At 59.9% G+C, this 19,295-nt stretch carries 25 protein-coding genes, 1 tRNA gene and 2 pseudogenes; 10 read left to right on the forward strand and 18 right to left on the reverse strand.

Annotated elements, in window-relative coordinates; genetic code table 11:
- Positions 1-88: 88 nt before the first annotated feature.
- The gene (tsaD, locus tag BLS41_RS16720) at positions 89-1,117 is read right to left on the reverse strand and encodes a tRNA (adenosine(37)-N6)-threonylcarbamoyltransferase complex transferase subunit TsaD (RefSeq protein WP_074771000.1); all 1,029 of its coding nucleotides are present in this window, start codon (positions 1,115-1,117) and stop codon (positions 89-91) included.
- Between the two features lie 120 nt (positions 1,118-1,237).
- Here tsaD and BLS41_RS16725 point away from each other — a divergent pair, with 120 nt between their 5' ends.
- The 6 genes and pseudogenes from BLS41_RS16725 to BLS41_RS16750 all read left to right on the forward strand — a co-directional run bounded on the left by BLS41_RS16725 (position 1,238) and on the right by BLS41_RS16750 (position 8,136).
- Positions 1,238-2,455 (forward strand): BaiN/RdsA family NAD(P)/FAD-dependent oxidoreductase, encoded by a 1,218-nt coding sequence (locus BLS41_RS16725; RefSeq protein ID WP_074766785.1) that lies wholly within the window; start codon positions 1,238-1,240, stop codon positions 2,453-2,455.
- A gap of 77 nt (positions 2,456-2,532) precedes the next feature.
- A pseudogene (rpsU, locus tag BLS41_RS16730) lies at positions 2,533-2,756 on the forward strand (30S ribosomal protein S21).
- Between the two features lie 233 nt (positions 2,757-2,989).
- Positions 2,990-3,436 (forward strand): GatB/YqeY domain-containing protein, encoded by a 447-nt coding sequence (locus tag BLS41_RS16735; protein ID WP_074766790.1) that lies wholly within the window; start codon positions 2,990-2,992, stop codon positions 3,434-3,436.
- 83 nt (positions 3,437-3,519) lie between these two features.
- Positions 3,520-5,394 (forward strand): DNA primase, encoded by a 1,875-nt coding sequence (gene dnaG, locus BLS41_RS16740; protein ID WP_074766792.1) that lies wholly within the window; start codon positions 3,520-3,522, stop codon positions 5,392-5,394.
- Positions 5,395-5,521: 127 nt separating this feature from the next.
- Complete coding sequence (gene rpoD, locus BLS41_RS16745) at positions 5,522-7,912, forward strand: RNA polymerase sigma factor RpoD (protein WP_074766794.1); 2,391 nt, start codon at positions 5,522-5,524, stop codon at positions 7,910-7,912.
- A gap of 136 nt (positions 7,913-8,048) precedes the next feature.
- Positions 8,049-8,136, forward strand: a tRNA-Ile gene (locus tag BLS41_RS16750).
- Positions 8,137-8,202: 66 nt separating this feature from the next.
- Here BLS41_RS16750 and BLS41_RS16755 read toward each other — a convergent pair.
- The 12 genes and pseudogenes from BLS41_RS16755 to BLS41_RS16805 all read right to left on the reverse strand — a co-directional run bounded on the left by BLS41_RS16755 (position 8,203) and on the right by BLS41_RS16805 (position 15,441).
- Positions 8,203-9,213, reverse strand: a complete 1,011-nt coding sequence (locus BLS41_RS16755) for a tyrosine-type recombinase/integrase (protein WP_074766796.1) — start codon at positions 9,211-9,213, stop codon at positions 8,203-8,205.
- Between the two features lie 225 nt (positions 9,214-9,438).
- The gene (locus BLS41_RS16760; protein ID WP_074766799.1) at positions 9,439-9,684 is read right to left on the reverse strand and encodes a hypothetical protein; all 246 of its coding nucleotides are present in this window, start codon (positions 9,682-9,684) and stop codon (positions 9,439-9,441) included.
- Positions 9,677-10,177: a hypothetical protein gene (locus BLS41_RS16765; protein WP_074766801.1), complete on the reverse strand. Its 501-nt coding sequence runs from the start codon at positions 10,175-10,177 to the stop codon at positions 9,677-9,679. Before BLS41_RS16765 ends, BLS41_RS16760 begins: the two co-directional genes overlap by 8 nt.
- Positions 10,174-10,437: a hypothetical protein gene (locus BLS41_RS16770; RefSeq protein WP_074766803.1), complete on the reverse strand. Its 264-nt coding sequence runs from the start codon at positions 10,435-10,437 to the stop codon at positions 10,174-10,176. Before BLS41_RS16770 ends, BLS41_RS16765 begins: the two co-directional genes overlap by 4 nt.
- Positions 10,434-11,051: a hypothetical protein gene (locus BLS41_RS16775; RefSeq protein ID WP_074766805.1), complete on the reverse strand. Its 618-nt coding sequence runs from the start codon at positions 11,049-11,051 to the stop codon at positions 10,434-10,436. Before BLS41_RS16775 ends, BLS41_RS16770 begins: the two co-directional genes overlap by 4 nt.
- Entirely contained in the window at positions 11,048-11,635 is a 588-nt protein-coding gene (locus BLS41_RS16780) for a J domain-containing protein (RefSeq protein WP_074766807.1), read from the reverse strand. Before BLS41_RS16780 ends, BLS41_RS16775 begins: the two co-directional genes overlap by 4 nt.
- Complete coding sequence (locus tag BLS41_RS39620; protein ID WP_253189687.1) at positions 11,632-11,892, reverse strand: hypothetical protein; 261 nt, start codon at positions 11,890-11,892, stop codon at positions 11,632-11,634. The genes BLS41_RS16780 and BLS41_RS39620 overlap by 4 nt, the downstream gene beginning before the upstream one ends.
- 93 nt (positions 11,893-11,985) lie before the next feature.
- A pseudogene (locus tag BLS41_RS40090) lies at positions 11,986-12,180 on the reverse strand (hypothetical protein); the annotation flags it as partial.
- Between the two features lie 29 nt (positions 12,181-12,209).
- On the reverse strand, positions 12,210-13,022 hold the full coding sequence (locus BLS41_RS16790) for an adenine nucleotide alpha hydrolase family protein (protein ID WP_074766811.1): 813 nt from the start codon (positions 13,020-13,022) through the stop codon (positions 12,210-12,212).
- A 47-nt stretch (positions 13,023-13,069) separates the two neighbouring features.
- Entirely contained in the window at positions 13,070-13,522 is a 453-nt protein-coding gene (locus tag BLS41_RS16795) for a hypothetical protein (protein ID WP_074766812.1), read from the reverse strand.
- Between the two features lie 66 nt (positions 13,523-13,588).
- Positions 13,589-14,560 carry a hypothetical protein gene (locus BLS41_RS16800; protein WP_253189688.1) on the reverse strand — a complete coding sequence of 324 codons (972 nt, stop codon included), beginning with the start codon at positions 14,558-14,560 and terminating at the stop codon, positions 13,589-13,591.
- Positions 14,561-14,787: 227 nt separating this feature from the next.
- Entirely contained in the window at positions 14,788-15,441 is a 654-nt protein-coding gene (locus tag BLS41_RS16805; RefSeq protein ID WP_074766816.1) for an ASCH domain-containing protein, read from the reverse strand.
- 42 nt (positions 15,442-15,483) lie between these two features.
- Between BLS41_RS16805 and BLS41_RS16810 the strand changes: the two genes are divergently transcribed.
- Positions 15,484-15,675 carry a hypothetical protein gene (locus BLS41_RS16810; RefSeq protein WP_074766818.1) on the forward strand — a complete coding sequence of 64 codons (192 nt, stop codon included), beginning with the start codon at positions 15,484-15,486 and terminating at the stop codon, positions 15,673-15,675.
- 14 nt (positions 15,676-15,689) lie between these two features.
- Here the strand turns inward: BLS41_RS16810 and BLS41_RS39050 are convergent, their stop codons facing one another.
- The 4 genes from BLS41_RS39050 to BLS41_RS16825 all read right to left on the reverse strand — a co-directional run bounded on the left by BLS41_RS39050 (position 15,690) and on the right by BLS41_RS16825 (position 17,774).
- Positions 15,690-15,854, reverse strand: coding sequence for a hypothetical protein (locus tag BLS41_RS39050; protein WP_171910254.1), 165 nt, complete (start codon positions 15,852-15,854; stop codon positions 15,690-15,692).
- Between the two features lie 152 nt (positions 15,855-16,006).
- A complete protein-coding gene (locus BLS41_RS16815; protein WP_074766820.1) occupies positions 16,007-16,216 on the reverse strand; it encodes a hypothetical protein in 210 nt (69 codons plus the stop codon).
- A 187-nt stretch (positions 16,217-16,403) separates the two neighbouring features.
- Positions 16,404-16,772, reverse strand: a complete 369-nt coding sequence (locus tag BLS41_RS16820) for a hypothetical protein (protein WP_074766822.1) — start codon at positions 16,770-16,772, stop codon at positions 16,404-16,406.
- A 15-nt stretch (positions 16,773-16,787) separates the two neighbouring features.
- A complete protein-coding gene (locus tag BLS41_RS16825; RefSeq protein WP_253189689.1) occupies positions 16,788-17,774 on the reverse strand; it encodes a helix-turn-helix domain-containing protein in 987 nt (328 codons plus the stop codon).
- On the opposite strand from BLS41_RS16825, the gene BLS41_RS16830 reads away from it, so the two are divergent.
- Positions 17,773-18,027, forward strand: coding sequence for a transcriptional regulator (locus BLS41_RS16830; RefSeq protein WP_074766824.1), 255 nt, complete (start codon positions 17,773-17,775; stop codon positions 18,025-18,027). The genes BLS41_RS16825 and BLS41_RS16830 overlap by 2 nt on opposite strands.
- 122 nt (positions 18,028-18,149) lie before the next feature.
- On the opposite strand, the gene BLS41_RS16835 is transcribed toward BLS41_RS16830, so the two are convergent.
- Positions 18,150-18,449 carry a hypothetical protein gene (locus BLS41_RS16835; RefSeq protein ID WP_074766826.1) on the reverse strand — a complete coding sequence of 100 codons (300 nt, stop codon included), beginning with the start codon at positions 18,447-18,449 and terminating at the stop codon, positions 18,150-18,152.
- A 98-nt stretch (positions 18,450-18,547) separates the two neighbouring features.
- Here BLS41_RS16835 and BLS41_RS39055 point away from each other — a divergent pair, with 98 nt between their 5' ends.
- Complete coding sequence (locus tag BLS41_RS39055) at positions 18,548-18,715, forward strand: hypothetical protein (protein ID WP_171910255.1); 168 nt, start codon at positions 18,548-18,550, stop codon at positions 18,713-18,715.
- A 139-nt stretch (positions 18,716-18,854) separates the two neighbouring features.
- The gene (locus BLS41_RS16840) at positions 18,855-19,295 is read left to right on the forward strand and encodes a phage regulatory CII family protein (protein WP_074766828.1); all 441 of its coding nucleotides are present in this window, start codon (positions 18,855-18,857) and stop codon (positions 19,293-19,295) included.

Raw genomic sequence — 19,295 nt, forward strand, 5'->3', positions numbered from 1 at the left:
GCACTGCCTTAGCAGCGCAAGAAAAAAGCCGCTTTTCAAGCGGCTTTTTTTACGGCTCGAGTTGCCCGGGTAGGCCCGGATGCGCAGCCTAGCGCGCGAGCGACGTCAGATCCCAGCGCGGCTTCACGGTGAACGCGTAATCCTTGCCCGACTGATCCGGCCAACGCTGCAAACGCAACGCGCCGGCCAGCGCGATCATCGCGCCGTTGTCCGTGCACAGCGACAGGTCGGGGTAATGCACGTAGAAATTGCGCTTCTTCGCGGCAGCGGAGAGCGCTTCGCGCAGTTGACGGTTCGCGCCCACGCCGCCCGCGACGACCAGCCGGTTGAGCTTCGTCTTCTTCAGCGCAGCCAGCGATTTGGCGGCCAGCACGTCAACCGCTGCATCGACGAAACCTCGCGCCAGATCGGCTTTCGCCTGTTCGCAGATGTTCGCGCCGCCGAGCTTTTTGGCGTTCGTCAGCACCGCCGTTTTCAGGCCGCTGAAGCTGAAATCGAGGTCGCCGGAATGCAGCATCGGGCGCGGCAGAACCACGGCGCCCGGTGTGCCGAATTCGGCCATGCGCGAGACTTCCGGGCCGCCTGGGTAGCCGAGGCCGAGCAGCTTCGCGGTTTTGTCGAAGGCTTCGCCGGCGGCGTCGTCGAGCGTTTCGCCGAGCGTCTCGTAGACGCCCACGTCGGTCACGCGCATCAATTGCGTATGTCCGCCGGACACCAGCAACGCAACGAACGGGAACGGCGGCGGTTCATCCACGAGCAGCGGCGACAGCAAATGGCCTTCAAGGTGATGGATGCCGATGGTCGGCTTGTCCCACGCCATCGCCAGCGAATTGGCGACGCTCGCGCCGACCAGCAGCGCGCCCGCGAGCCCCGGCCCTTGCGTGTAGGCGATCGCGTCGATGTCGCTGCGCACGGTGCCCGCGCGTTCCATCACCTCTTCGAGCAACGGCAGCGCGCGCCGGATGTGATCGCGCGACGCCAGTTCCGGCACGACGCCGCCGTACTCCCGATGCATCGCGATTTGCGAGTGCAGCGCGTGCGCGAGCAGGCCGCGCTCCGTGTCGTAGAGCGCGAGACCGGTTTCGTCGCAGGAGCTTTCGATGCCGAGAACGAGCATGATGGGTGGTTTGAACGGCGCAAAAGTGGTGACCGCGCGCGCGTCCGAAAGAAAAAGGTAAGCCTGAAAGTATAGCAGCGTGGGTAAGCGCCCGCAGACGCGCGGGTACAATGCGGCCCCATGGAATCCTTCGATATCGCAGTGATCGGCGCGGGCGCGGCCGGCATGATGTGCGCGGCCGTGGCCGGGCAACTCGGCCGCCGCGTGGTGCTGATCGACCACTCGCAGCGTCTCGCGGAAAAAATCCGCATTTCCGGCGGCGGCCGGTGCAATTTCACGAATCTTTACGCGGGGCCGAATAATTATTTGTCGGCGAATCCGCATTTCTGCCGTTCGGCGCTGGCTCGCTACACGCCGCGCGACTTCATGGCGCTGCTCAAGCGGCATCACGTGACATGGCACGAGAAGCACAAGGGGCAGCTTTTCTGCGACCAGTCGAGCGACGCGATCATCAACGTGCTGAAGGCCGAGTGCGATGCGGGCCGGATTGCGTGGCGCACACCGCTGTCGGTGGAAGAAGTGCGTCAGGACGCGCAAGGCCGCTTCACGCTGGACACCCCGTCGGGTCCGATCACCGCGAGCGCGCTGGTGGTGGCGACCGGCGGCCTGTCGATTCCGAAAATCGGCGCGACCGATTTTGCTTACCGGCTCGCCAAGCAGTTTGGTCACAAGCTGATCGACACGCGCCCGGCGCTGGTTCCGCTGACTTTCGCCGCAGCCGACTGGGCGCCGTTCGCGGCGCTTTCGGGCGTCTCGCTCGACGTGCAGCTGGCGACCGGCAACAAGAAAACCGGTGCCGAATTCAACGAAGACCTGCTGCTCACTCACCGTGGTTTGTCCGGCCCAGGCGTGCTGCAGATTTCGAGCTACTGGCAGCCTGGCGAGCCGATTCATATCAATCTGCTGCCTGAACGCGACGCCACCGCCGACCTGCTGGAGGCGAAAACGGGTACCAAACGCCAGATCGCCAACCTGCTGTCCGAGTGGGTGCCGCAGCGGCTCGCGCACGTCTGGCTCGACACCCACCAGATTCCCGCTGAGGCGCGCGTGGCGGATCTGCCGGACAAGACGCTGCGGCGAGTCGGCGACGCGCTGTCGCGCTGGACGCTGACGCCGAACGGCACCGAGGGCTATCGCAAGGCGGAAGTCACGCGCGGCGGTGTCGATACGCGCGGTTTGTCGTCGTCGACGATGATGAGCGAACGCACGCCTGGCCTGTATTTCATCGGCGAGGCGGTCGATGTGACCGGCTGGCTCGGCGGCTACAATTTCCAGTGGGCATGGGCCTCTGGCGTGGCTGCCGGGCAGGCCGCCGCCGAGTTCGCGCGGGCAGCATAAAGGGCTTGACGGCGCATTAGCTTTGTGAGAAAGCTCTGCTATACTCCTGAACCTCTGCGGGGTTTCGTTGTTGAAAAATGACGATAATCCGCGTGAAAGGCAACGAGCAGACAACGAGCCGCTTTAGGTCGCCATGCGCCGTTTCAGGCGCACCGCGGAGAAAAACGGCTTGCTGACCGAGCTTCGCGCTCGCGGGTTTTGCAAAAAACCTACGGCTGGGCGCAAGCGCAGGAAGGCGGCTGCGGTGAAGCGTCATTTCAAGCGTCTGCGTGGTCAGATGCTGCCAAAGAAGTTCTACTGATTCTGGCGTTGCCGCGGTTCCGTCTGAACGGAGCGGCGACATCCAACCGGTGGCGGCACAGCAGGTGCCATCACGGAAACACGGCCCTTCGGGCCAGCCGGCAGGGTCGCATCCACTACGCATATTGCGCCAACCCGCTTGAGGAAGCAGTCCCCAAGCGGGTATTCGTGTTGATGCAGCGGAGTGGTGTCCGCCCCGCCGGTTTTTCAAATTTCAACGCATTCAGGTGAGTGATGACTCTCAAGGACCGGATCAACGACGATATGAAAGCTGCCATGCGGGCGCGCGAGACCGAGCGTCTCGGCACGATCCGTCTGCTGCTCGCCGCCATCAAGCAACGCGAAGTCGATGAGCGCGTGACGCTCGACGACACCGCGATCACGGCGGTCGTCGACAAGATGATCAAGCAGCGCAAGGATTCGATCAGCCAGTTCGAAGCCGCCGCCCGCACGGATCTCGCCGACAAGGAAAAGGCCGAGCTGGCCATCCTCGCTGCGTACATGCCGGAGCAGATGTCCGAAGCGGAAATCGTTGCCGAAGTTCAGGCAGCGGTCGCGCAAACCGGCGCAGCCGGTCCGCAGGACATGGGCAAGGTGATGGGCGTGCTCAAGCCGAAGCTGGCCGGCCGCGCCGACATGACTGCGGTTTCGGCGCAGGTCAAAGCTGCGCTCTCGAAGTAATTTCTGTTTGACCCCGGCCTGCGCGCCACGCCGCCCGACGGCGGCGCGCGCAGCGTTGAGCTTTTAAGGTAGCGTCATTTACTGTGATTCCACCGTCATTCCTGCAGGACCTGCTCAACCGCGTCGATATCGTCGACGTGGTCGGCCGGTACGTGCAGTTGAAAAAGGGCGGCGCGAACTTCATGGGGCTTTGTCCGTTCCACAACGAGAAAAGCCCTTCGTTTACGGTTAGTCCGACTAAACAGTTCTATCACTGCTTCGGCTGCGGCGCGCATGGCACGGCCATCGGCTTCCTGATGGAGCACGTCGGTTCCTCGTTTCCCGAGGCGGTCAACGATCTGGCGCAATCGGTCGGCTTGACCGTGCCGAACGAACCGTCGCCGGGATATGGCGGTGGCTCGGGCGGTTCCGGCGGTTATTCGTCGGGGGCGTCCAAAGCCGTCACGACCGCGCTGTCCGACGTCATGCAAACCGCCTGCGATTACTACCGCAAGCAGCTGCGCAGCGCGCCCAATGCCATCCAGTATCTGAAGAAACGCGGCTTGACCGGCGAAATCGCGGCCCGTTTCGGCCTCGGCTATGCGCCGGACGGCTGGCAGAATCTCGAGCCCGCATTTCCCAATTACCGGGACGATTCACTGGTCGAATCGGGGCTGGTTATCGTCAGCGAAAAGTCGGATGCGCAAGGGCAGAACCGCCGTTATGACCGATTTCGAGAGCGGATCATGTTCCCGATCCGCAATGTCAAAGGGCAGGTGATCGGCTTCGGCGGCCGCGTGCTGGACGGCGGCGAGCCCAAGTATTTGAATTCGCCCGAAACGCCGCTATTTAACAAAGGCAGCGAGCTATACGGCCTGTTCGAGGCGCGGCTAGCGATTCGCGAGCAACATTACGTGCTCGTGGTCGAAGGCTACATGGACGTGGTTGCGCTGGCCCAGTTGGGGTTCCAGAACGCGGTTGCCACGCTCGGTACGGCCTGCACACCGATTCACGTCCAGAAACTGATGCGCCAGACCGACACGGTCATCTTCAGTTTCGACGGCGATTCGGCCGGCCGTCGCGCCGCCCGTCGCGCGCTGGACGCCTGCTTGCCGCATGCGGCGGACAACCGGACCATCCGCTTCCTGTTCCTCCCGTCCGAGCACGACCCCGACAGCTATGTACGCGAATTTGGCACGGAGGCGTTTGCCGAACAGGTCGAACGCGCGATGCCGCTGTCGCAATTCATGCTGAACGAAGTGCTCACGGGCAAGGAACTGGATCAGCCGGAAGGCCGTGCCCGCGCGCTGTTCGACGCCAAGCCGCTGTTGCAGGCCTTGCCGGCCAACGCGTTGCGCGCGCAGATCATGCATATGTTTGCCGACCGGCTCGACGTGCCGTTCGACGAAGTTGCCGCTCTTTGCGAAGTCGATTCGCGAATCGCAGCGGCTGCGCGCCAGGCGCCCGCTCGCAAGGATCGACGCAGCGTCACGGGAATCGAGGAAAAGACCCTGCGCAATCTGGTGATGTATCCGCGCACGGTGGCCGTGCTCGACGAAGACGCCGAACAGGCGCTTCTGAGCGTGACCCGGCACGGCGAACTGTTCGAGGAAGTGACGACGCACGCACGTGCACTCGGCGATTCGGCGGAGTTTCAGTTGTTGTCCGACCTATTGCGAAACGGCGCAAACGCCCCAACTTTCGAGGAAATCTTTCGCAAAATTCTGGACTATGATGAAAATGTCCGGGATTTGCTGCTAAAAGATCCCGAGGATGCGACTGTTATCGAGGAGCGGCGGGAGCAGGAGCGGATCGTGGGTGAGGAACTGAAGGCCGCGATCCTGAAGATGCGGTATGACGCTTACTGCGAGCGTCTCGAGCAACTTTCGCGGCAATCCCGGCACACGCCGGAAGAGTTCGCGGAGCTCTCGGAACTGAACAGAAAGCGGGCTGACATGAAGCGTCAGCTAGGCCTGTAAAGGGCTTGGCGGAAGGACTGACAAAGGATTCACAAAAAGGTTGACAAAAAACCCAAGTGCTATAATTGAGGGTTTCCAGCGGTTTGTTTTTCAAGGGTTTTCCTAGCAAAGGCGAAAAGGCGATGCGATGGCAAAGACTACGGGCGGAAATAAAGCGACAGGCACAGGCTCCACGGAGCCGACCAGAAAGGTCACCGAGGCCAGGTTAGTTTCTTCCGCCAGAAAAACGTCTACCGTCAGCGTTACGCCAGTTGCCGGGAAGAACTCATCGACCACTTCGGCCGCGCGCGCGGATCCGGTCAGGGCAGCGAAAGCTGCACCACAACCGGCCACTACGGGGTCAGGTGTCAGAAGCGAAAGGGAAGCGCCTGCTGTGCAGGACGAGGCGGCGGCGCGTGAGATTCCAGTATCCACGGTTCAACCGGCTGTTGTCCAACAGCCGCGAGTCGAGACTACAGCCGGTACGGCGAACTCCATGACGAAAAAGCTGACTGAAGTATCCGTCGATGACGAAGCACCCCAGACCGAAGAGACTCCTGCCGCGCCTCCTGGCAAGGTCGAAAAGGTCAAGGCTCGTGACCGTCGTGCCAAGGAAAAAGCGCTGCTGAAAGATGCATTCGCGTCGTCGCAGCCGGGCACGGTCGAGGAGCTCGAGGAGCGCCGTTCGAAACTGCGCGCGCTGATCAAGCTCGGCAAGGAGCGCGGCTTCCTCACCTACGCTGAAATCAACGATCACCTTCCGGACAACTTCACCGAAACCGAGGCGATCGAAGGCATCATCAGCACGTTCAACGACATGGGCGTGGCGGTCTACGAGCAAGCCCCCGACGCCGAAACGCTGCTGCTGAACGACAACGCGCCCGCCGCTTCGTCAGACGACGAAGTGGAAGAAGAGGCGGAAGTTGCGCTGTCCACCGTCGACTCCGAATTTGGCCGCACCACCGACCCCGTCCGCATGTACATGCGCGAGATGGGTACGGTCGAACTGCTCACCCGCGAAGGCGAAATCGAGATCGCGAAGCGGATCGAAGACGGCCTCAAGCACATGGTGATGGCCATCTCCGCGTGCCCGACCACGATCGCCGACATCCTCGCGATGGCGGAGCGCGTCGCGAACGAAGAGATCCGCATCGACGAACTGGTCGATGGGTTGATCGACTCAAACGCTGAAGACGCCGATGGCTTCTCCGAACAGGAAGCGGAAGCGATCGAAAGCGAAGACGAAGAAGTCGAAGAAGAAAGCGACGAAGACGAAGAAGAGGACGACGGCGCGGCGCAAGCCACCGCCAACGCGGCGCAGATGGAAGCGCTCAAGCGTGCGTCGCTCGAAAAATTCGCGATGATCAGCGAGTGGTTCGACAAGATGCGTCGTGCGTTCGAGAAGGAAGGCTACAAGTCGAAGTCGTATCTGAAGGCGCAGGAAACGATTCAGAACGAACTGATGACGATCCGCTTCACCGCGCGCACCGTCGAGCGTTTGTGCGATACGTTGCGCGCGCAGGTGGACGAAGTGCGTCAGGTCGAGCGTCAGATTCTGCATACCGTGGTCGACAAATGCGGTATGCCGCGTGCGGAATTTATCGCGCGTTTCCCGGGCAGCGAGACGGATCTGGAGTGGGCGGACAAGATCGTCGGCGAAGGTCACGCATACAGCGCGATCCTCACGCGGAACATTCCGGCCATTCGTGAACAGCAGCAACGTCTGCTCGATTTGCAGGCTCGTGTGGTGTTGCCGCTGAAAGACCTGAAGGAAACCAACCGTCAGATGGCGGCCGGTGAACTGAAGGCGCGTCAGGCAAAGCGCGAGATGACCGAGGCTAACTTGCGTCTCGTGATCTCGATCGCGAAGAAGTACACGAACCGTGGTCTGCAGTTTCTCGACCTGATTCAGGAAGGCAACATCGGTCTGATGAAGGCGGTGGACAAGTTCGAATATCGTCGCGGCTATAAGTTCTCCACGTATGCCACGTGGTGGATTCGCCAGGCCATCACGCGTTCGATTGCCGACCAGGCGCGCACCATCCGGATCCCGGTTCACATGATCGAAACGATCAACAAAATGAACCGTATTTCGCGGCAGATTCTGCAGGAAACCGGACTCGAACCGGACCCGGCGACGCTGGCCGAGAAGATGGAAATGCCGGAAGACAAGATCCGCAAGATCATGAAGATCGCGAAGGAGCCGATCTCGATGGAAACGCCGATCGGTGACGACGACGATTCGCATCTCGGCGATTTCATCGAAGACAACAATACAGTTGCGCCGGCCGACGCGGCTCTGCATGCAAGCATGCGCGATGTCGTGAAAGACGTGCTCGACTCGTTGACGCCGCGCGAAGCGAAGGTGTTACGCATGCGCTTCGGCATCGAGATGAGCACCGATCACACGCTCGAAGAAGTCGGCAAGCAGTTCGACGTCACGCGTGAGCGGATCCGTCAGATCGAGGCGAAGGCGCTGCGCAAGCTGCGTCACCCGAGCCGGTCGGACAAGCTCAAGTCGTTCCTCGAAGGGAATTGATCGTTGCGACTGTTGGGTAGCAGGTAATGAGTAGTTTGAAGGGGCCTCCTCGTTGTTTCGCGGAGGCCCCTTTTTCGTGTAGTATGTCGGCCAATCAGCGAATGGGCCCGGCCTTCACGACCGGGTCTTTTTTCTTGGGCCGGACGCCGTGCTGGTTGCAGGCAGCGGACTCATAATCCGCCTCCGAAAGGACATCGTCGGTTCGAATCCGACCCGGCCCACCAATATTTATAAGGCTTTGGCAGTTTTACCCAAGGCTTCTCAGAAACAGGGGTGTGGGTTTTTCTGCCTCAGCCCTGACTCCGTATCCGCTTACTTTCACCGATCCTCCCTACGGCCTCAGCGAGTCTACCTGTGACCAGGTGCGAGTAACGTTTCGTTGAAACTGTCGATTTGTGCCCAAGTACGCCGCCGACGGTGAACAGATCGATCCCAGCATTGATCATCTCCGAAGCCGCCCCGTGACGCAGGTCATGAAATTTCGTCGATGGGTGCCCCGCCGCGACGCGTGCGAACTGCCATTCATCCTCAAATCGCCATATCGGAATCGTGAAGCGTATCCGCCGCGCGAGCACGGCAATGCGCGGGTGAATTGGGATAATGCGTGGCCGGCCGTTCTTCGTGGTCTCCAGCGAAAAGCCATTGCGCGTGACTCTCGCTCGCAATATCTCCGCCCGGCGCATCCCAGAGTAGAAAGCGATACGGATTGCGGCACGCACCTCGCGGTCGCGACAGGCGTGTGCGATGCGAAGCATTTCGGCCCGCTGCGGGTAGTGGTGTCGCTCATTATTAACTGAAGGGATCAGCATGCGCGCGGTTTGGTCTGTCTCGATCATTCCGACCTTATGCGCGTATTTCAACGCGGCCCGAATGTAAGCCAGCACGTTTCTTATCGCCCCATCGCTTAGCGGTCGTTTTTTCTTCCCGCTGCGATCGACGCTGGCGCGCGCGAACCCCACGAACTCCTTAGACCATTCGTGCAAATCAAGCGCATCCTGATCGGCATACTCCGGTGCCCACTTCTCCAAGATCAGGATGCGCTTTTCGGCATCTTTCCAGCCTGCGGCCTTGTCGGCGACGTGCTTACGCACGCAGCTACCGATCGTGACGACAGCTTTCTTCGCGCCGCTCGCGACGGCGTAAAGATCCCGCTCCCATCGCCTGGCTAACTCGTCTGCTTCCTTGGCAGAAATTCCCGCAGGGAGAAGTTTGGTTTTTCGTACGCGCTCATCCTCAATGACACGTTCGAACGTCCAGCGGTAGCGCCGGCGACCGGCTTTTGTAATGGTTTCGATTGGCATGAGGCAAGGAACCGGTAGAGCGATTCGAGTTCGTAGACGTGTGTTTTATGACCGAGCTTGTACCGCTGGATTATTTCTCCGGCGCGGTCGATCCGACTTATGGCGTAACGCGGCACGCCGAGAACCTTGGCGGCTTCGGTGGCGCTTACGCGCTTTCCTTCTGCGATGCCCATTTGATACCCCATTGTTTGCGCGTTGTTTCGATCATTCGTTGTGCTGCTGCGGTCATGCCGTTTTGTTCTGTTCGAGCCACGCATTCAACTGCGCGACGTATTCATCGTGGGTTGGGCCGTCGGACATCGTGAGCCACTGCTCATACCCGGAGTCATAGCCACCGCTGACCGAGTGCGACGACAGGCCTTCGTGATCGATCTGGATCGCCAGATTGAACAGAACGTCAGCCAGCGCGCGCCGGCTGTCGGCGCCGACCTCAAGGCGAAACTGCACGGCCCGCTTTGGAATCTCAGCCATGATCACCTCCGCTTGCTGGCTGCGCGGCGGCCATCTGATCGCGTGCATCGGTCACAAGAATTTCCGTGACAGCATCCGAGCGAAGATGGTCGTACGGGGCCGGCCAGTCTTTGACGTGGCCGTGCAGATACCCAAGGATGAATTCCCGAACGCCAATCACGAGCTTGCGCAGGTTGGCGTCACTCTGCGTCGCCGTGGCTTGCGGGGATGCGGCGCGGGCATCGCACCATTCAATGAAACTATGGTGCTTCTCCGCTTCGGCAATCCTGCCACCTTCGAACAGGCAGCGGACTCGCTTAAGCGGATCAGACGACGACTTAAACCAGCCAACGCGATAATCCGCCGCCCGCTCACCGTCCAGCACCACGGCGGATTCGCTGTCGAGAATCTGCTCGATTGCGCGGGCTGCGTAGCTGATGGCCGGATGGTGCTTGCGAATGATCGCGGCCGCATCTTTCAGGTGCGAGCGCAGTTCGCCCGTGAGCTTGATCATTCCGCATCCCCTTCCAAAGCTTTGTGTGTGTTGACGATTTCGCGCAGAACATTGCGGCCATGCCCCGTAATGCCCCAGCAAAGCGCCGCCCATCTGTCCGATCCGAAACGGAAGCTGCTAACTATGCCCTGACGCTCTAGGCCACGCAGGGCGCTATTGATCGCGATGTGGGCGCTCTTAACGTGGGGTACGAGCGCTTGGGACGACGACCCCGGCGACCGATCAAGGGCCATCAGGCAACGCTCTTGAAATTCAGTCATTGCGAGTCTCCTTTAGCCGCGCTCCAAGTGAACTCCATAACCGTTTTCACCGAATAACTCGCCATCAAGAATCGGCCGAACTCCTCGTACCATTCATTGAACGCCTCGCCAGCTTTCACGGGCTGGGTGGGTTGAGGGGCGGAGAATGCTTCGAGTGCATCCTCAATCGCCGTGTTGTAGCCAAGTTGGTATTGCGATTCCGGCTCGTCAGACGGCCCTAATTCGCCTTCCGGCCACGGTTGAAACAGAGTGCGAATCCGATCTACCGCCTCCCCCGATTGCGCTGGCGCGGCAATTTGCGGCGTCCGATAGAGCGGCACACTTCGAAATTGGCTCTGCGTTCGCTGAATTCCTGGCGTACGGTCTGGGCCGGCGGTTTCATCGTCGGGCAGCATGCTATCCAGTTCGAAGCCGTTCACGTACGCGGCAGGTTTGCTTGCAGATAGCAGGGCGATTTGCGCAACCATCCGCTCGATAGTGTCTGCGGCATCGTTATCGATATTGCCCCACCCGAAGTGGCCTTCTTTGGCGATTTGCGCGGCCTGCTTTCTTAGGGAATCGATAATATTTTTTGCGTCGGTCATCATCGCTCCGAGCTGGTTAGAGGTGGTCATGGGTTCAGTTCCTTCTCGGCCTGTGCAAGCGCTGCGTTCAATTCGGTCATGGTTTCGTGAGAACCGCCTTTGTCCGGATGGTGACGCGACGCCAGAACCCGGTAAGCGGCGCGGACCAGAGACATATCCCGAGCATCTGCAGCTACGCCGAGCACCTCGCGCCACGTACGCACCGTGGTCGGCGACGGCAGTGCCGTGAAGCCAGTAAATGCCGCTTTCATCATGTCGCCGGTGCCCCAGCGGGCGATGCCACGCAACGCATCGATGGTCTTTACGATGGCGTGCATGTTGTGCTCGACCCGATCCCACCGATCGCACGCAAAGCTCATTTGCTCGCCGTCGAGCGTGAAGTACACAGCGACACCCTCGTCGTCGATCTTGCGATAGCTGGCGTAGGGCAACCCGTCCTGGCGAAGTGGCACATTCGTCGAGATCACCAGATTTCGGCCGCCGAGCCGTTTGACTTCTGCCAGCAGGTTGTCGCGTGCCACTGCGAACGATGTGGTGAAGTTGGCACGCGCCCGGCGATGTGCAGCAGTTCTCGGGCGTCCAGCAGGCCACTGGAGCGGGTATGAGGTCGTCACGATTTTTTCTCCGCGTCCGATTGAGCGGTAGCGGCGAGAGCGCGGATGTCGTTCGCGCAGCCCGCAGCGGCGCAAGCCTGCCCGCGGCAATCGTCTTTCACATACCAGTCCTCACGCTCGTCACAGAGCTTTGCCGCCTCTTCCAGAATCGCGTTGCGGTCGGGAGTGGGAGCGACGGGTGCGGCGATAACAGCGCGCATCTTCGTGAGCAGACTAGCTGCCCGCTGCCGGTTCGCTGCGTCGGCGTATGCAAGCATTCGGATTATCGAATCGATGTCGCGCCAGTCGCTATCGTTTGCAAGCGGTGTCGGCGCTTGCGCTACATCGGAAGTAAGAGCGGCGCGGCGGTTCCATGCGGCAGCGAGCAATTCACATTGACCCGGCATTTGTGGCACGGTCGGCGCATGGCAATCGTCCATGATGCAATCGGAATCGTGATGTGCGACGATGCGCCACCAATCTCGAGCGACTTTGTGCATCGTTGCCGACGCGCCGCAAAACGGGCATGGCTTCAGCGTCACTGCTTCAGTATTAGATTCGGTCATGATTATTTGGGCGGTAAGGGGTTAGGCGGTTAGGACATGCATTCGCACGGCTTGGCGTCGAAGATCGGCCGTACCGCAATGATCTTTTTCGCTTGAGCCCAGAAACGCTGTGGCTGGATGTGTTCGGTCGCCGGAATGCCGGCCGCCTTCATGCGCGCGAAACGGTCTTCCATGTCTTCGAGATAGACGGCGCCAGTTTCGTCGTGGTGAATCGAATAGCCGATCTCGTCCTCGGCCCACTTTCCCTTCAGCCAGATGTCGGGCCGCGTGCAGTACACGACGTACCAGTGCTGCCATCCAGCCTTGAGGCACCCGACGCAGTTCGCGTGCTTGAATACGCCATATGTGTTCGGCAGGGAAACGCCGATTTCCATGGTACTGACGATCGTACGGTCCGCCCACAGGGCAACGGGATAGTCCGTCTTCCAGCCCATTGCGCCCATGATCGAAGAACGTCGCTGGATGCGTCCGGCTTCGTTGGAGTCGAACCCGTAGTAGCAGACCGTGTTTTCCGGGTTGGCGTTGGCCGCCATCCACTTCATGAACGGCTCAGTCTTCAGCACGCTGGTGCAGAACTCCTGACCGCCGTCCACCTTGAACGCCTTCTTCGCGACAGTCACGTCGAACTGGTCGAGCTGCGCGTTTGCGTAGCTTGCATACGTCACTGGCAGGCCGAGATGGTCAGCGACCTCTCGCTTGAACCGCTTGATGTCGGCGTCTTCAGTCCAGAACGGCAGATCGTGGTTCAGCAAGACGATCTCGTCGCCAGCGAACCGGCGAGCGACCTCGATCGCTACAAGCCCTGAACTGTGGCCGCCGGAATAGCAGACAACTCGTTTCATATCGTCTCTCTCAGTCAATCGCAGAAAAAGCGTTTATCTGTGGGGCGTCAGAACGGCAGATCATCGTCAGGATCGCCGGTCAGTCCGGGTTCGCTATCTGGTTCCGCATGCACCCGAGGGACCGCCTTCACGCGGATGCAGATCAGGTCTTTGCCTTCGAGGTCGTAGCAGTCGCTCAGATCAACGAAAGCCTTGTATCTGGCCTTGCTGCGCGTGCTGGCGCTCACAGTGAACACTGCCGGGCTATCCCAGTCATCCCACCTGTCGCGCGGCAGCAGACACTTCCATTCGCGCAGCGCGGGGGCGTCGATGATGTCGCCGTAGACGACCTTGTCGACGGGGTGATAACGGCGCTCTTCCTCGCTCTTGTCGCCGTCGATGACCACGCAGAGGTAATGACCATCTGCGCCCACGATCACACCGGTTTCGCCGTAACACGTGACCTGACGACCGCGCTCAGCGGGCACGCCGTAGTGTTTGCGGATGTAGTCGAAGCTCATATTCGTCTCGCGTGAAGGTTTATCTGTGTGGCGAATAAACGCCGTTTATTCGTTTGGCGAATATCGCTAACTGGGCGCTTCGGCGATCTGTTTGCGGATGGCTGAAGCAGTCTTCTGCGCTACGCCGAGGTATTGCTGCAGGTCACGTACGGTCGCGCGGGTTTCGCCGGCGGCGATACCGTTGCGGGCGCGAGTCACGTCCCGCTGAAACTTGTCGTCTGCCTGCTCGATCACAGGCAGTTGCAGAACCGGCGCGGGCTCGGTCACGTCTTCTGCGACTGGCGCGGCGTTACTCGTCACCGTGACGGCTGTTACTGGCGCGACGTGACTGCCTTGTGTAACGGGCGTTGCAGCGATTTCAGTCACGACGACGGGGCGAAGCGTAAGCATCCACGCGAAGCAGGCGACAGCTTCGAGCACGGCGGCGAAGGCGAGGCCGGCAATGAGATCGGCATGCGCTGCGGTCACGCCAAAGGCCGTCATTGCGCCGGTCACTGGGTCAGCGAGCGCGGCGTCACGAGCAGCAGTCGCGCGGTCCTGAGCGGCCTCGGCGCGACGCGCTTCGGCTTGTTCGATGTCGAGCGCGTCGACGCGGGCGGCGGCAGCGGTGCGGTCGGCGATCAGCTTCGGGCATGGTTCGACGCAGCGACGCGCATTGGTGCGGGCCAGTCGCGTTACTGCGTCTGCACGGTCACGTGCAATCTCAGCCAGACCGCGTCCCTTAGCCGTGACTACCGGCACCGCGGCGGCTCGCAGATCACCCGCATGCTTCTGCGCCATAAGAAAGAAAACAGCGTGGCCGTAGCAGGTGGCCGCAACACAGGCCAGCCAGATCACGGCGCCGACAATACGGATGCGCCAGCCATGCGACCGGACGAGCGCGGGCAGCAGGTGAGCCGCGACGACGAGAACGACGCCGACGGCGACCCACAGCGCACGCTCAGCGACAAAGCCACCGCGTTGCAGGCCTGCTTGAATGGAGAGGCACGCTGCAGTCAGAGTTGCTGCGACTGCGAGGGATGCCGATTGCGTTTTCATTGGCATAGCGTTGTCGTTTTTGAGGTCGATCGTGATTTGCTACAATTCGCGTCGGAGAGCTGCCGGACAGGAGTTGAAGGACGGTTCCCGGAGTCTCCCAATTCCCCTTTGCAGGGAGTCGCCTCTAAGCCCGCGTCTGCGGGCTTTTTCATTGCCAGCCACCCCATCCCCAAACCTGTCAGCGCAGCTCCGACTACAGCGAGCGCGAGCCATCCAATAGCTGTCATTCAGGTGACTCGCTTGAACTCAACGACCCAGACCCACGGGTTGGCTTGCCAGTCGGTGACCGGCGGAGCTAGGCTGTCCCAAAGTTCAGAGAACCACGCCATGGAGTCGAGGCTGTTGTCGTCGGTAAAGCCCGGCCAGCCTTCGGCGGCAGCGTCCGTATCGCTGATCTCGTTGAGGCGCTCGACGCGCACGTCGGTTACTTCGAGCGTGATGCGCGACGCCCAGCGCGGCATGTGGATGCTCGGGCGCCAAGGTTCGCTGTCGCGCGGTTGCGTCGCTTGGAACTCCACGCGGCGGCAGTGTTGTTGATCCGGCACATACCGGGCGACTGCCAGCTCAGTAGATTCGCCGGGCGGAGTGATAGCTACGACGCCGCGCCACGTCTCGCGCACCCACAGACGATCACCGGGCATGCCAAAAGGGCTGGGGATCAGGTCGACTTGCGGAAAGTCGGTGCCGATACCGCGCCGAATGAAAGCTCCGAAGCGGTCTTTCTTGGGATGCGGCGACGTGATGCGACCGAACGCCGGCGGCGTTTCGAAGGCCCAGCCGTTGGTGGGCTGCTGAGCGACGATGCGGCGCGTCTGCGTCTTGCTGCCGTCGAGCAGAGCGCGCACCATCGGGCCGCTGAAGAGGATCGGACGTTCTTGCATGCTATTCTCGTGCTCCGTAGATTCAGTTAAAGAGTGCGTCTCATGAACGATCAAATGCGCCGCGAAAAAGTCGAAGCCGCTTATAAAAACTGGCTCGAACAAAATCACTTCGAAGCCTCTCAGGACAAAGCGGCGTATTTTGCTGCTGTGATGACCGAACACGGCACTCAAAAATTCTGGAACCTGAGTGAGACGGCTGTAGTTGAAATACTGCGCGGCAGTCACTGGTTCTGATCAACCATCAAGCCTTATTCGTAAAAACGCGGGTAAGGCGCATCGCATTCGTATTCAAAATCGCCCGACAGATACGGGTCTGCTGCATCTGCTTTCTTCGCTGCCTGAACCATCCGCAGCGCAACGAAGGTTCCTAAAAACAGAAGTAGTCCTAACCAGCCAAGAATGTCGTCAAGCATCGGTGAGCCTTTACGGGATCAGGTGCAGCGCGATAGGCAGGTGAGGGCAGTACTCGCGCCCTGTTCATCCCATTGCTGCACGGTTGCGCAGAGCAGAACGACAATCGCGAGTGCCGAGGTCGTTGCCGCAACGTATTTGGCAAACGCCCACATCACCAGGCACCCAGCAGACGGCAGATTCCTTCAGCGATGAAGGGGATCGCGGCGATGATCGCGAAGCAGAGCAGCGGGCGCTTCGTCGTGCGGCGCGCGTACTGCTCCAGCTCTGCGTCGCTCATGCCGCCGTCGGCGAAGTACTCGATCTCGTTAGTGGCGCGCGTTGCTGCGGTGAAGCGTGGCGCCAGTGCTGGCAAGGTGCTCATCTCAAGGTCTCCCGGTAGGTCGGTGAGTGCATGAGATGGATATTAGGCGATGCCTAGATATGGTGTCAAGGCACTGCCTAATAATTTTTTCACTAGCCGGCTGTACCTCGAGGAGCGAAACGGATGCGTGGCGCTTAGGCAACAAAAAACCCGCCGAAGCGGGTTTGAGTGTTGAGTAGCGTGACGTTCAGTCGAGATGGCAGCCAGTCCGGACCTTGGCGACGCTCAAATGTCGGGCCTCGATCTGCCTTTCGAGCTTCGCGATGGTTGCATCGCATTGAGCCCCTTCATTCGTCGCCTGTCCAGCGGCGCGATTGTTTGCTATAGATGTGGCAATGTCCGGCTGATAGCGCTGGCTATTCAGGCTTTCCAATTTGTCGGCAGTGTCCGCATGGATCTGTGCTTTCCGAGATTCCAAGACACTTATGCAATAGGCAAATTCGAGATCATTCCTCTTCATTGCCTTCAGTTCTGAGAACTCATATTGCTGGCACGCTGCCATTGCAGCAGCGGGCGCGAGCAAAACGCCCGCCAGCAGGATGGTTATTGTTTTCACTGTGGTTTTGTCTCTTTAATCTGGTCGCCACGCAGACGGCTTTGCAATCCAGCCCACGTAGTGCATCTTCTCAATTTCTTCGTCTGAGAACGCGATGTTCCCGTGCGTCTCGTTGACCGAGGCGAGGTGGTACCGGCCGCCGCGTTTGTATAGAAATTCCTTCACCATGACGCGCCCGTCCTTCGATTTTACGAGCACCTCGTCGCCCGGCTCGATGTCGTGATTTGGCTCAACCACAACAAATTCGCCATCCTTGATGCGCGGACGCATCGAGTCGCCTTTGCAGCGCAACGCGTAAGCATCCTTGTCTTTGCTCGGTACGTCGACAAACCCGTCGCCATGCCCGACGGGATATTCCACGTCGGCCCAAAAACCCCCGTCTCCCAATTGCGCCATACCCACCACCGGAATTCCCCGCCAGCCCGTGACGGGGATAGGGTTCCATTCGTCGTTATAACGGACAGCCGTCGTCCGCCGCCCCTTTCCGAGCATCAACCACACAGAGTTGACCCCGTACTTTTCTTGTAGAGCGACGGCCTCGTCGACGCCTATCGTCGCTGTGTTGCCTGCCAGCCAACCTGCCACGACGGCTTCGGTTGTGCCAGCGGCGGTTGCGACGGCCGAAATGTTACCGCCGGCTTCATCCAGCACCGACTTAATTCTATCGGCCAAACCCGGTGCTCCCATTGAGGGAACAGGGGGCAAAACTGCGTTCTCATCGCCGGTTATCCACCACTCGGCGGATTTTCCTGACATCTCAACCAAGCCCGGGATGTGCTTTTTGGCGATCCGTCCAAACTTAAGCCAATCGTAAACTGAGGGATTTTTGACCCCAAAGCGCTCTGCGACCACCGTGGGAGTTAGCCCAAGGCGGTCCATTTCTTGGCGAAGCCGGTCGCCGATGTGCTGCGGTGTTTTAGGCATTGCCTCTATATAAGCCACGTCTACAAATTCGGCAATGCCTTGACATCCAATTAGGCGATGCCTAGAATTAGTTTCCATGGACAAGACCTCTATTTCCGCTGTTAGTCGCGCCTGCCAAATCGTTGGCGGCAAGTCGGCGCTCGCGCGCGCGGTAGGGGTAAAGCCGGCGACGGTTGCCCAGTGGTGCAGTGGCGAGCGACCTGTGCCCCCAGGCAAGTGCATCAGCATTGAAAAGGCGACGAAGCGGTCTGTCCGAGTCGAACAGATCCTGCCGGAACTCGATTGGGGTTTTATCCGCGGTTCCGCAAACCAGATTGTGGAGGCAGCCTGAAATGATGAAGCTGTATGCGCGACTCGCGTTGCGTCTTTCGGCGCCTAAGCTGCATGCGCCGACCGAGAGTGAGAGCCCCGCGACGGGCCGCTCGGATATTAAGAATCTACGCTCCGAATTGGCTACTGCGAAAGCGTCAAATGAAGTTTTTCTTCGAAGATCTGGCGCATTTTTGCAGCGTGTTCGCGGTCGGGCGCGTTTCTGACGATCTCCGAAATGGCGTCTTCCAAAGTTTTGCGTTTGTCCGGTGGCAAAAGACTCATGACCAAGGTCATGCACATCATCAAAGGTGATATGTCGTCCATGTTCGAGATGACATGGTCTTTTAGTGCATTGAGCATTTCGCCGTGCTGCGTTACGACTCGCTCGATCTCTGCAATGCGCGGTTCTGAGATTTGAGGTTTTTCGATTCGATTGAACATGAGGATCCCCGTAGAACTTGGTTGTGTGAGAACTCCAAATTCTACTGGCGAAAGCCGGGATCCTCACCCCAATACGCATAAAGCTGGAGATATAGAGCATGGCGCTCACGGCAACGGAACAGAAGCAGATTCGAGAGGCGTTGTGCGCGATAGCAGTACGCGGCGCTCGATACCCGGATGAATACGAGACGGCTCGCAAGAATCTGACGGCACAGTTCGAAATGCTGAAAGTGGCTGCAGCGCAACCAGCAGAAGCAAAGAAGTAACTGCCGCGCGTCCATCGGGCGCGGCGGCAGAAAGAGATTCCCGTAGCGTTGTCATTTTTTCTTATCCCTGATTTTCTTCTTGTCAAGTTGCACTTTAGTTGTCCTAAGCGCAACGAAACACGTTTGTGTGGAGCAGCAATTGAACATCCTCGACACCCTGCACGCAGTTGCGCATGACTATCCCGGCGGATGCGAGTCGCTGGCACCGCGCATCGATATGTCGGCCGCCGTCCTTCGCAGCAAAGTCAACGTCAACAACGACACGCACAAGCCAACGCTCATGGAGGCGGTGCGTATCACGGACGTTTCCGATGACGACCGAGTACTCGAAGCGTGGGCACGCGAGCGCGGTTATGCGCTGGTCAAAGTGCCGAACATCGAGGGTTGCACCGACGCCGCAATTGTCGAGCTGATGGGCGAGGCCTGGTCGACGCACGGCGATGTCGGGAAAGAGATCGTGAAGACGCTCGAAGACGGCAAGGTCGAGTTCAAAGAGGTGGATCGCGTCGAAGGCCGGATCTTCAAACACGCGCAAGTGCTGTTCAACATCGCTGCGCGTCTGCGCGGTATGGCGGAGTAA

The sequence above is a fragment of the Paraburkholderia fungorum genome (assembly GCF_900099835.1).
In the GTDB taxonomy this organism is placed as follows: domain Bacteria; phylum Pseudomonadota; class Gammaproteobacteria; order Burkholderiales; family Burkholderiaceae; genus Paraburkholderia; species Paraburkholderia fungorum_A.

Coding starts and splice junctions, on each gene's coding strand:
- tsaD (WP_074771000.1), bottom strand. CDS start 1,117: ATGCTCGTTCTCGGCATCGAAAGCTCCTGCGACGAAACCGGTCTCGCG.
- BLS41_RS16725 (WP_074766785.1), top strand. CDS start 1,238: ATGGAATCCTTCGATATCGCAGTGATCGGCGCGGGCGCGGCCGGCATG.
- BLS41_RS16735 (WP_074766790.1), top strand. CDS start 2,990: ATGACTCTCAAGGACCGGATCAACGACGATATGAAAGCTGCCATGCGG.
- rpoD (WP_074766794.1), top strand. CDS start 5,522: ATGGCAAAGACTACGGGCGGAAATAAAGCGACAGGCACAGGCTCCACG.
- BLS41_RS16755 (WP_074766796.1), bottom strand. CDS start 9,213: ATGCCAATCGAAACCATTACAAAAGCCGGTCGCCGGCGCTACCGCTGG.
- BLS41_RS16760 (WP_074766799.1), bottom strand. CDS start 9,684: ATGGCTGAGATTCCAAAGCGGGCCGTGCAGTTTCGCCTTGAGGTCGGC.
- BLS41_RS16765 (WP_074766801.1), bottom strand. CDS start 10,177: ATGATCAAGCTCACGGGCGAACTGCGCTCGCACCTGAAAGATGCGGCC.
- BLS41_RS16770 (WP_074766803.1), bottom strand. CDS start 10,437: ATGACTGAATTTCAAGAGCGTTGCCTGATGGCCCTTGATCGGTCGCCG.
- BLS41_RS16775 (WP_074766805.1), bottom strand. CDS start 11,051: ATGACCACCTCTAACCAGCTCGGAGCGATGATGACCGACGCAAAAAAT.
- BLS41_RS39620 (WP_253189687.1), bottom strand. CDS start 11,892: ATGCTTGCATACGCCGACGCAGCGAACCGGCAGCGGGCAGCTAGTCTG.
- BLS41_RS16790 (WP_074766811.1), bottom strand. CDS start 13,022: ATGAAACGAGTTGTCTGCTATTCCGGCGGCCACAGTTCAGGGCTTGTA.
- BLS41_RS16795 (WP_074766812.1), bottom strand. CDS start 13,522: ATGAGCTTCGACTACATCCGCAAACACTACGGCGTGCCCGCTGAGCGC.
- BLS41_RS16800 (WP_253189688.1), bottom strand. CDS start 14,560: ATGAAAACGCAATCGGCATCCCTCGCAGTCGCAGCAACTCTGACTGCA.
- BLS41_RS16805 (WP_074766816.1), bottom strand. CDS start 15,441: ATGCAAGAACGTCCGATCCTCTTCAGCGGCCCGATGGTGCGCGCTCTG.
- BLS41_RS16810 (WP_074766818.1), top strand. CDS start 15,484: ATGAACGATCAAATGCGCCGCGAAAAAGTCGAAGCCGCTTATAAAAAC.
- BLS41_RS39050 (WP_171910254.1), bottom strand. CDS start 15,854: ATGCTTGACGACATTCTTGGCTGGTTAGGACTACTTCTGTTTTTAGGA.
- BLS41_RS16815 (WP_074766820.1), bottom strand. CDS start 16,216: ATGAGCACCTTGCCAGCACTGGCGCCACGCTTCACCGCAGCAACGCGC.
- BLS41_RS16830 (WP_074766824.1), top strand. CDS start 17,773: ATGGACAAGACCTCTATTTCCGCTGTTAGTCGCGCCTGCCAAATCGTT.
- BLS41_RS16825 (WP_253189689.1), bottom strand. CDS start 17,774: ATGGAAACTAATTCTAGGCATCGCCTAATTGGATGTCAAGGCATTGCC.
- BLS41_RS16835 (WP_074766826.1), bottom strand. CDS start 18,449: ATGTTCAATCGAATCGAAAAACCTCAAATCTCAGAACCGCGCATTGCA.
- BLS41_RS39055 (WP_171910255.1), top strand. CDS start 18,548: ATGGCGCTCACGGCAACGGAACAGAAGCAGATTCGAGAGGCGTTGTGC.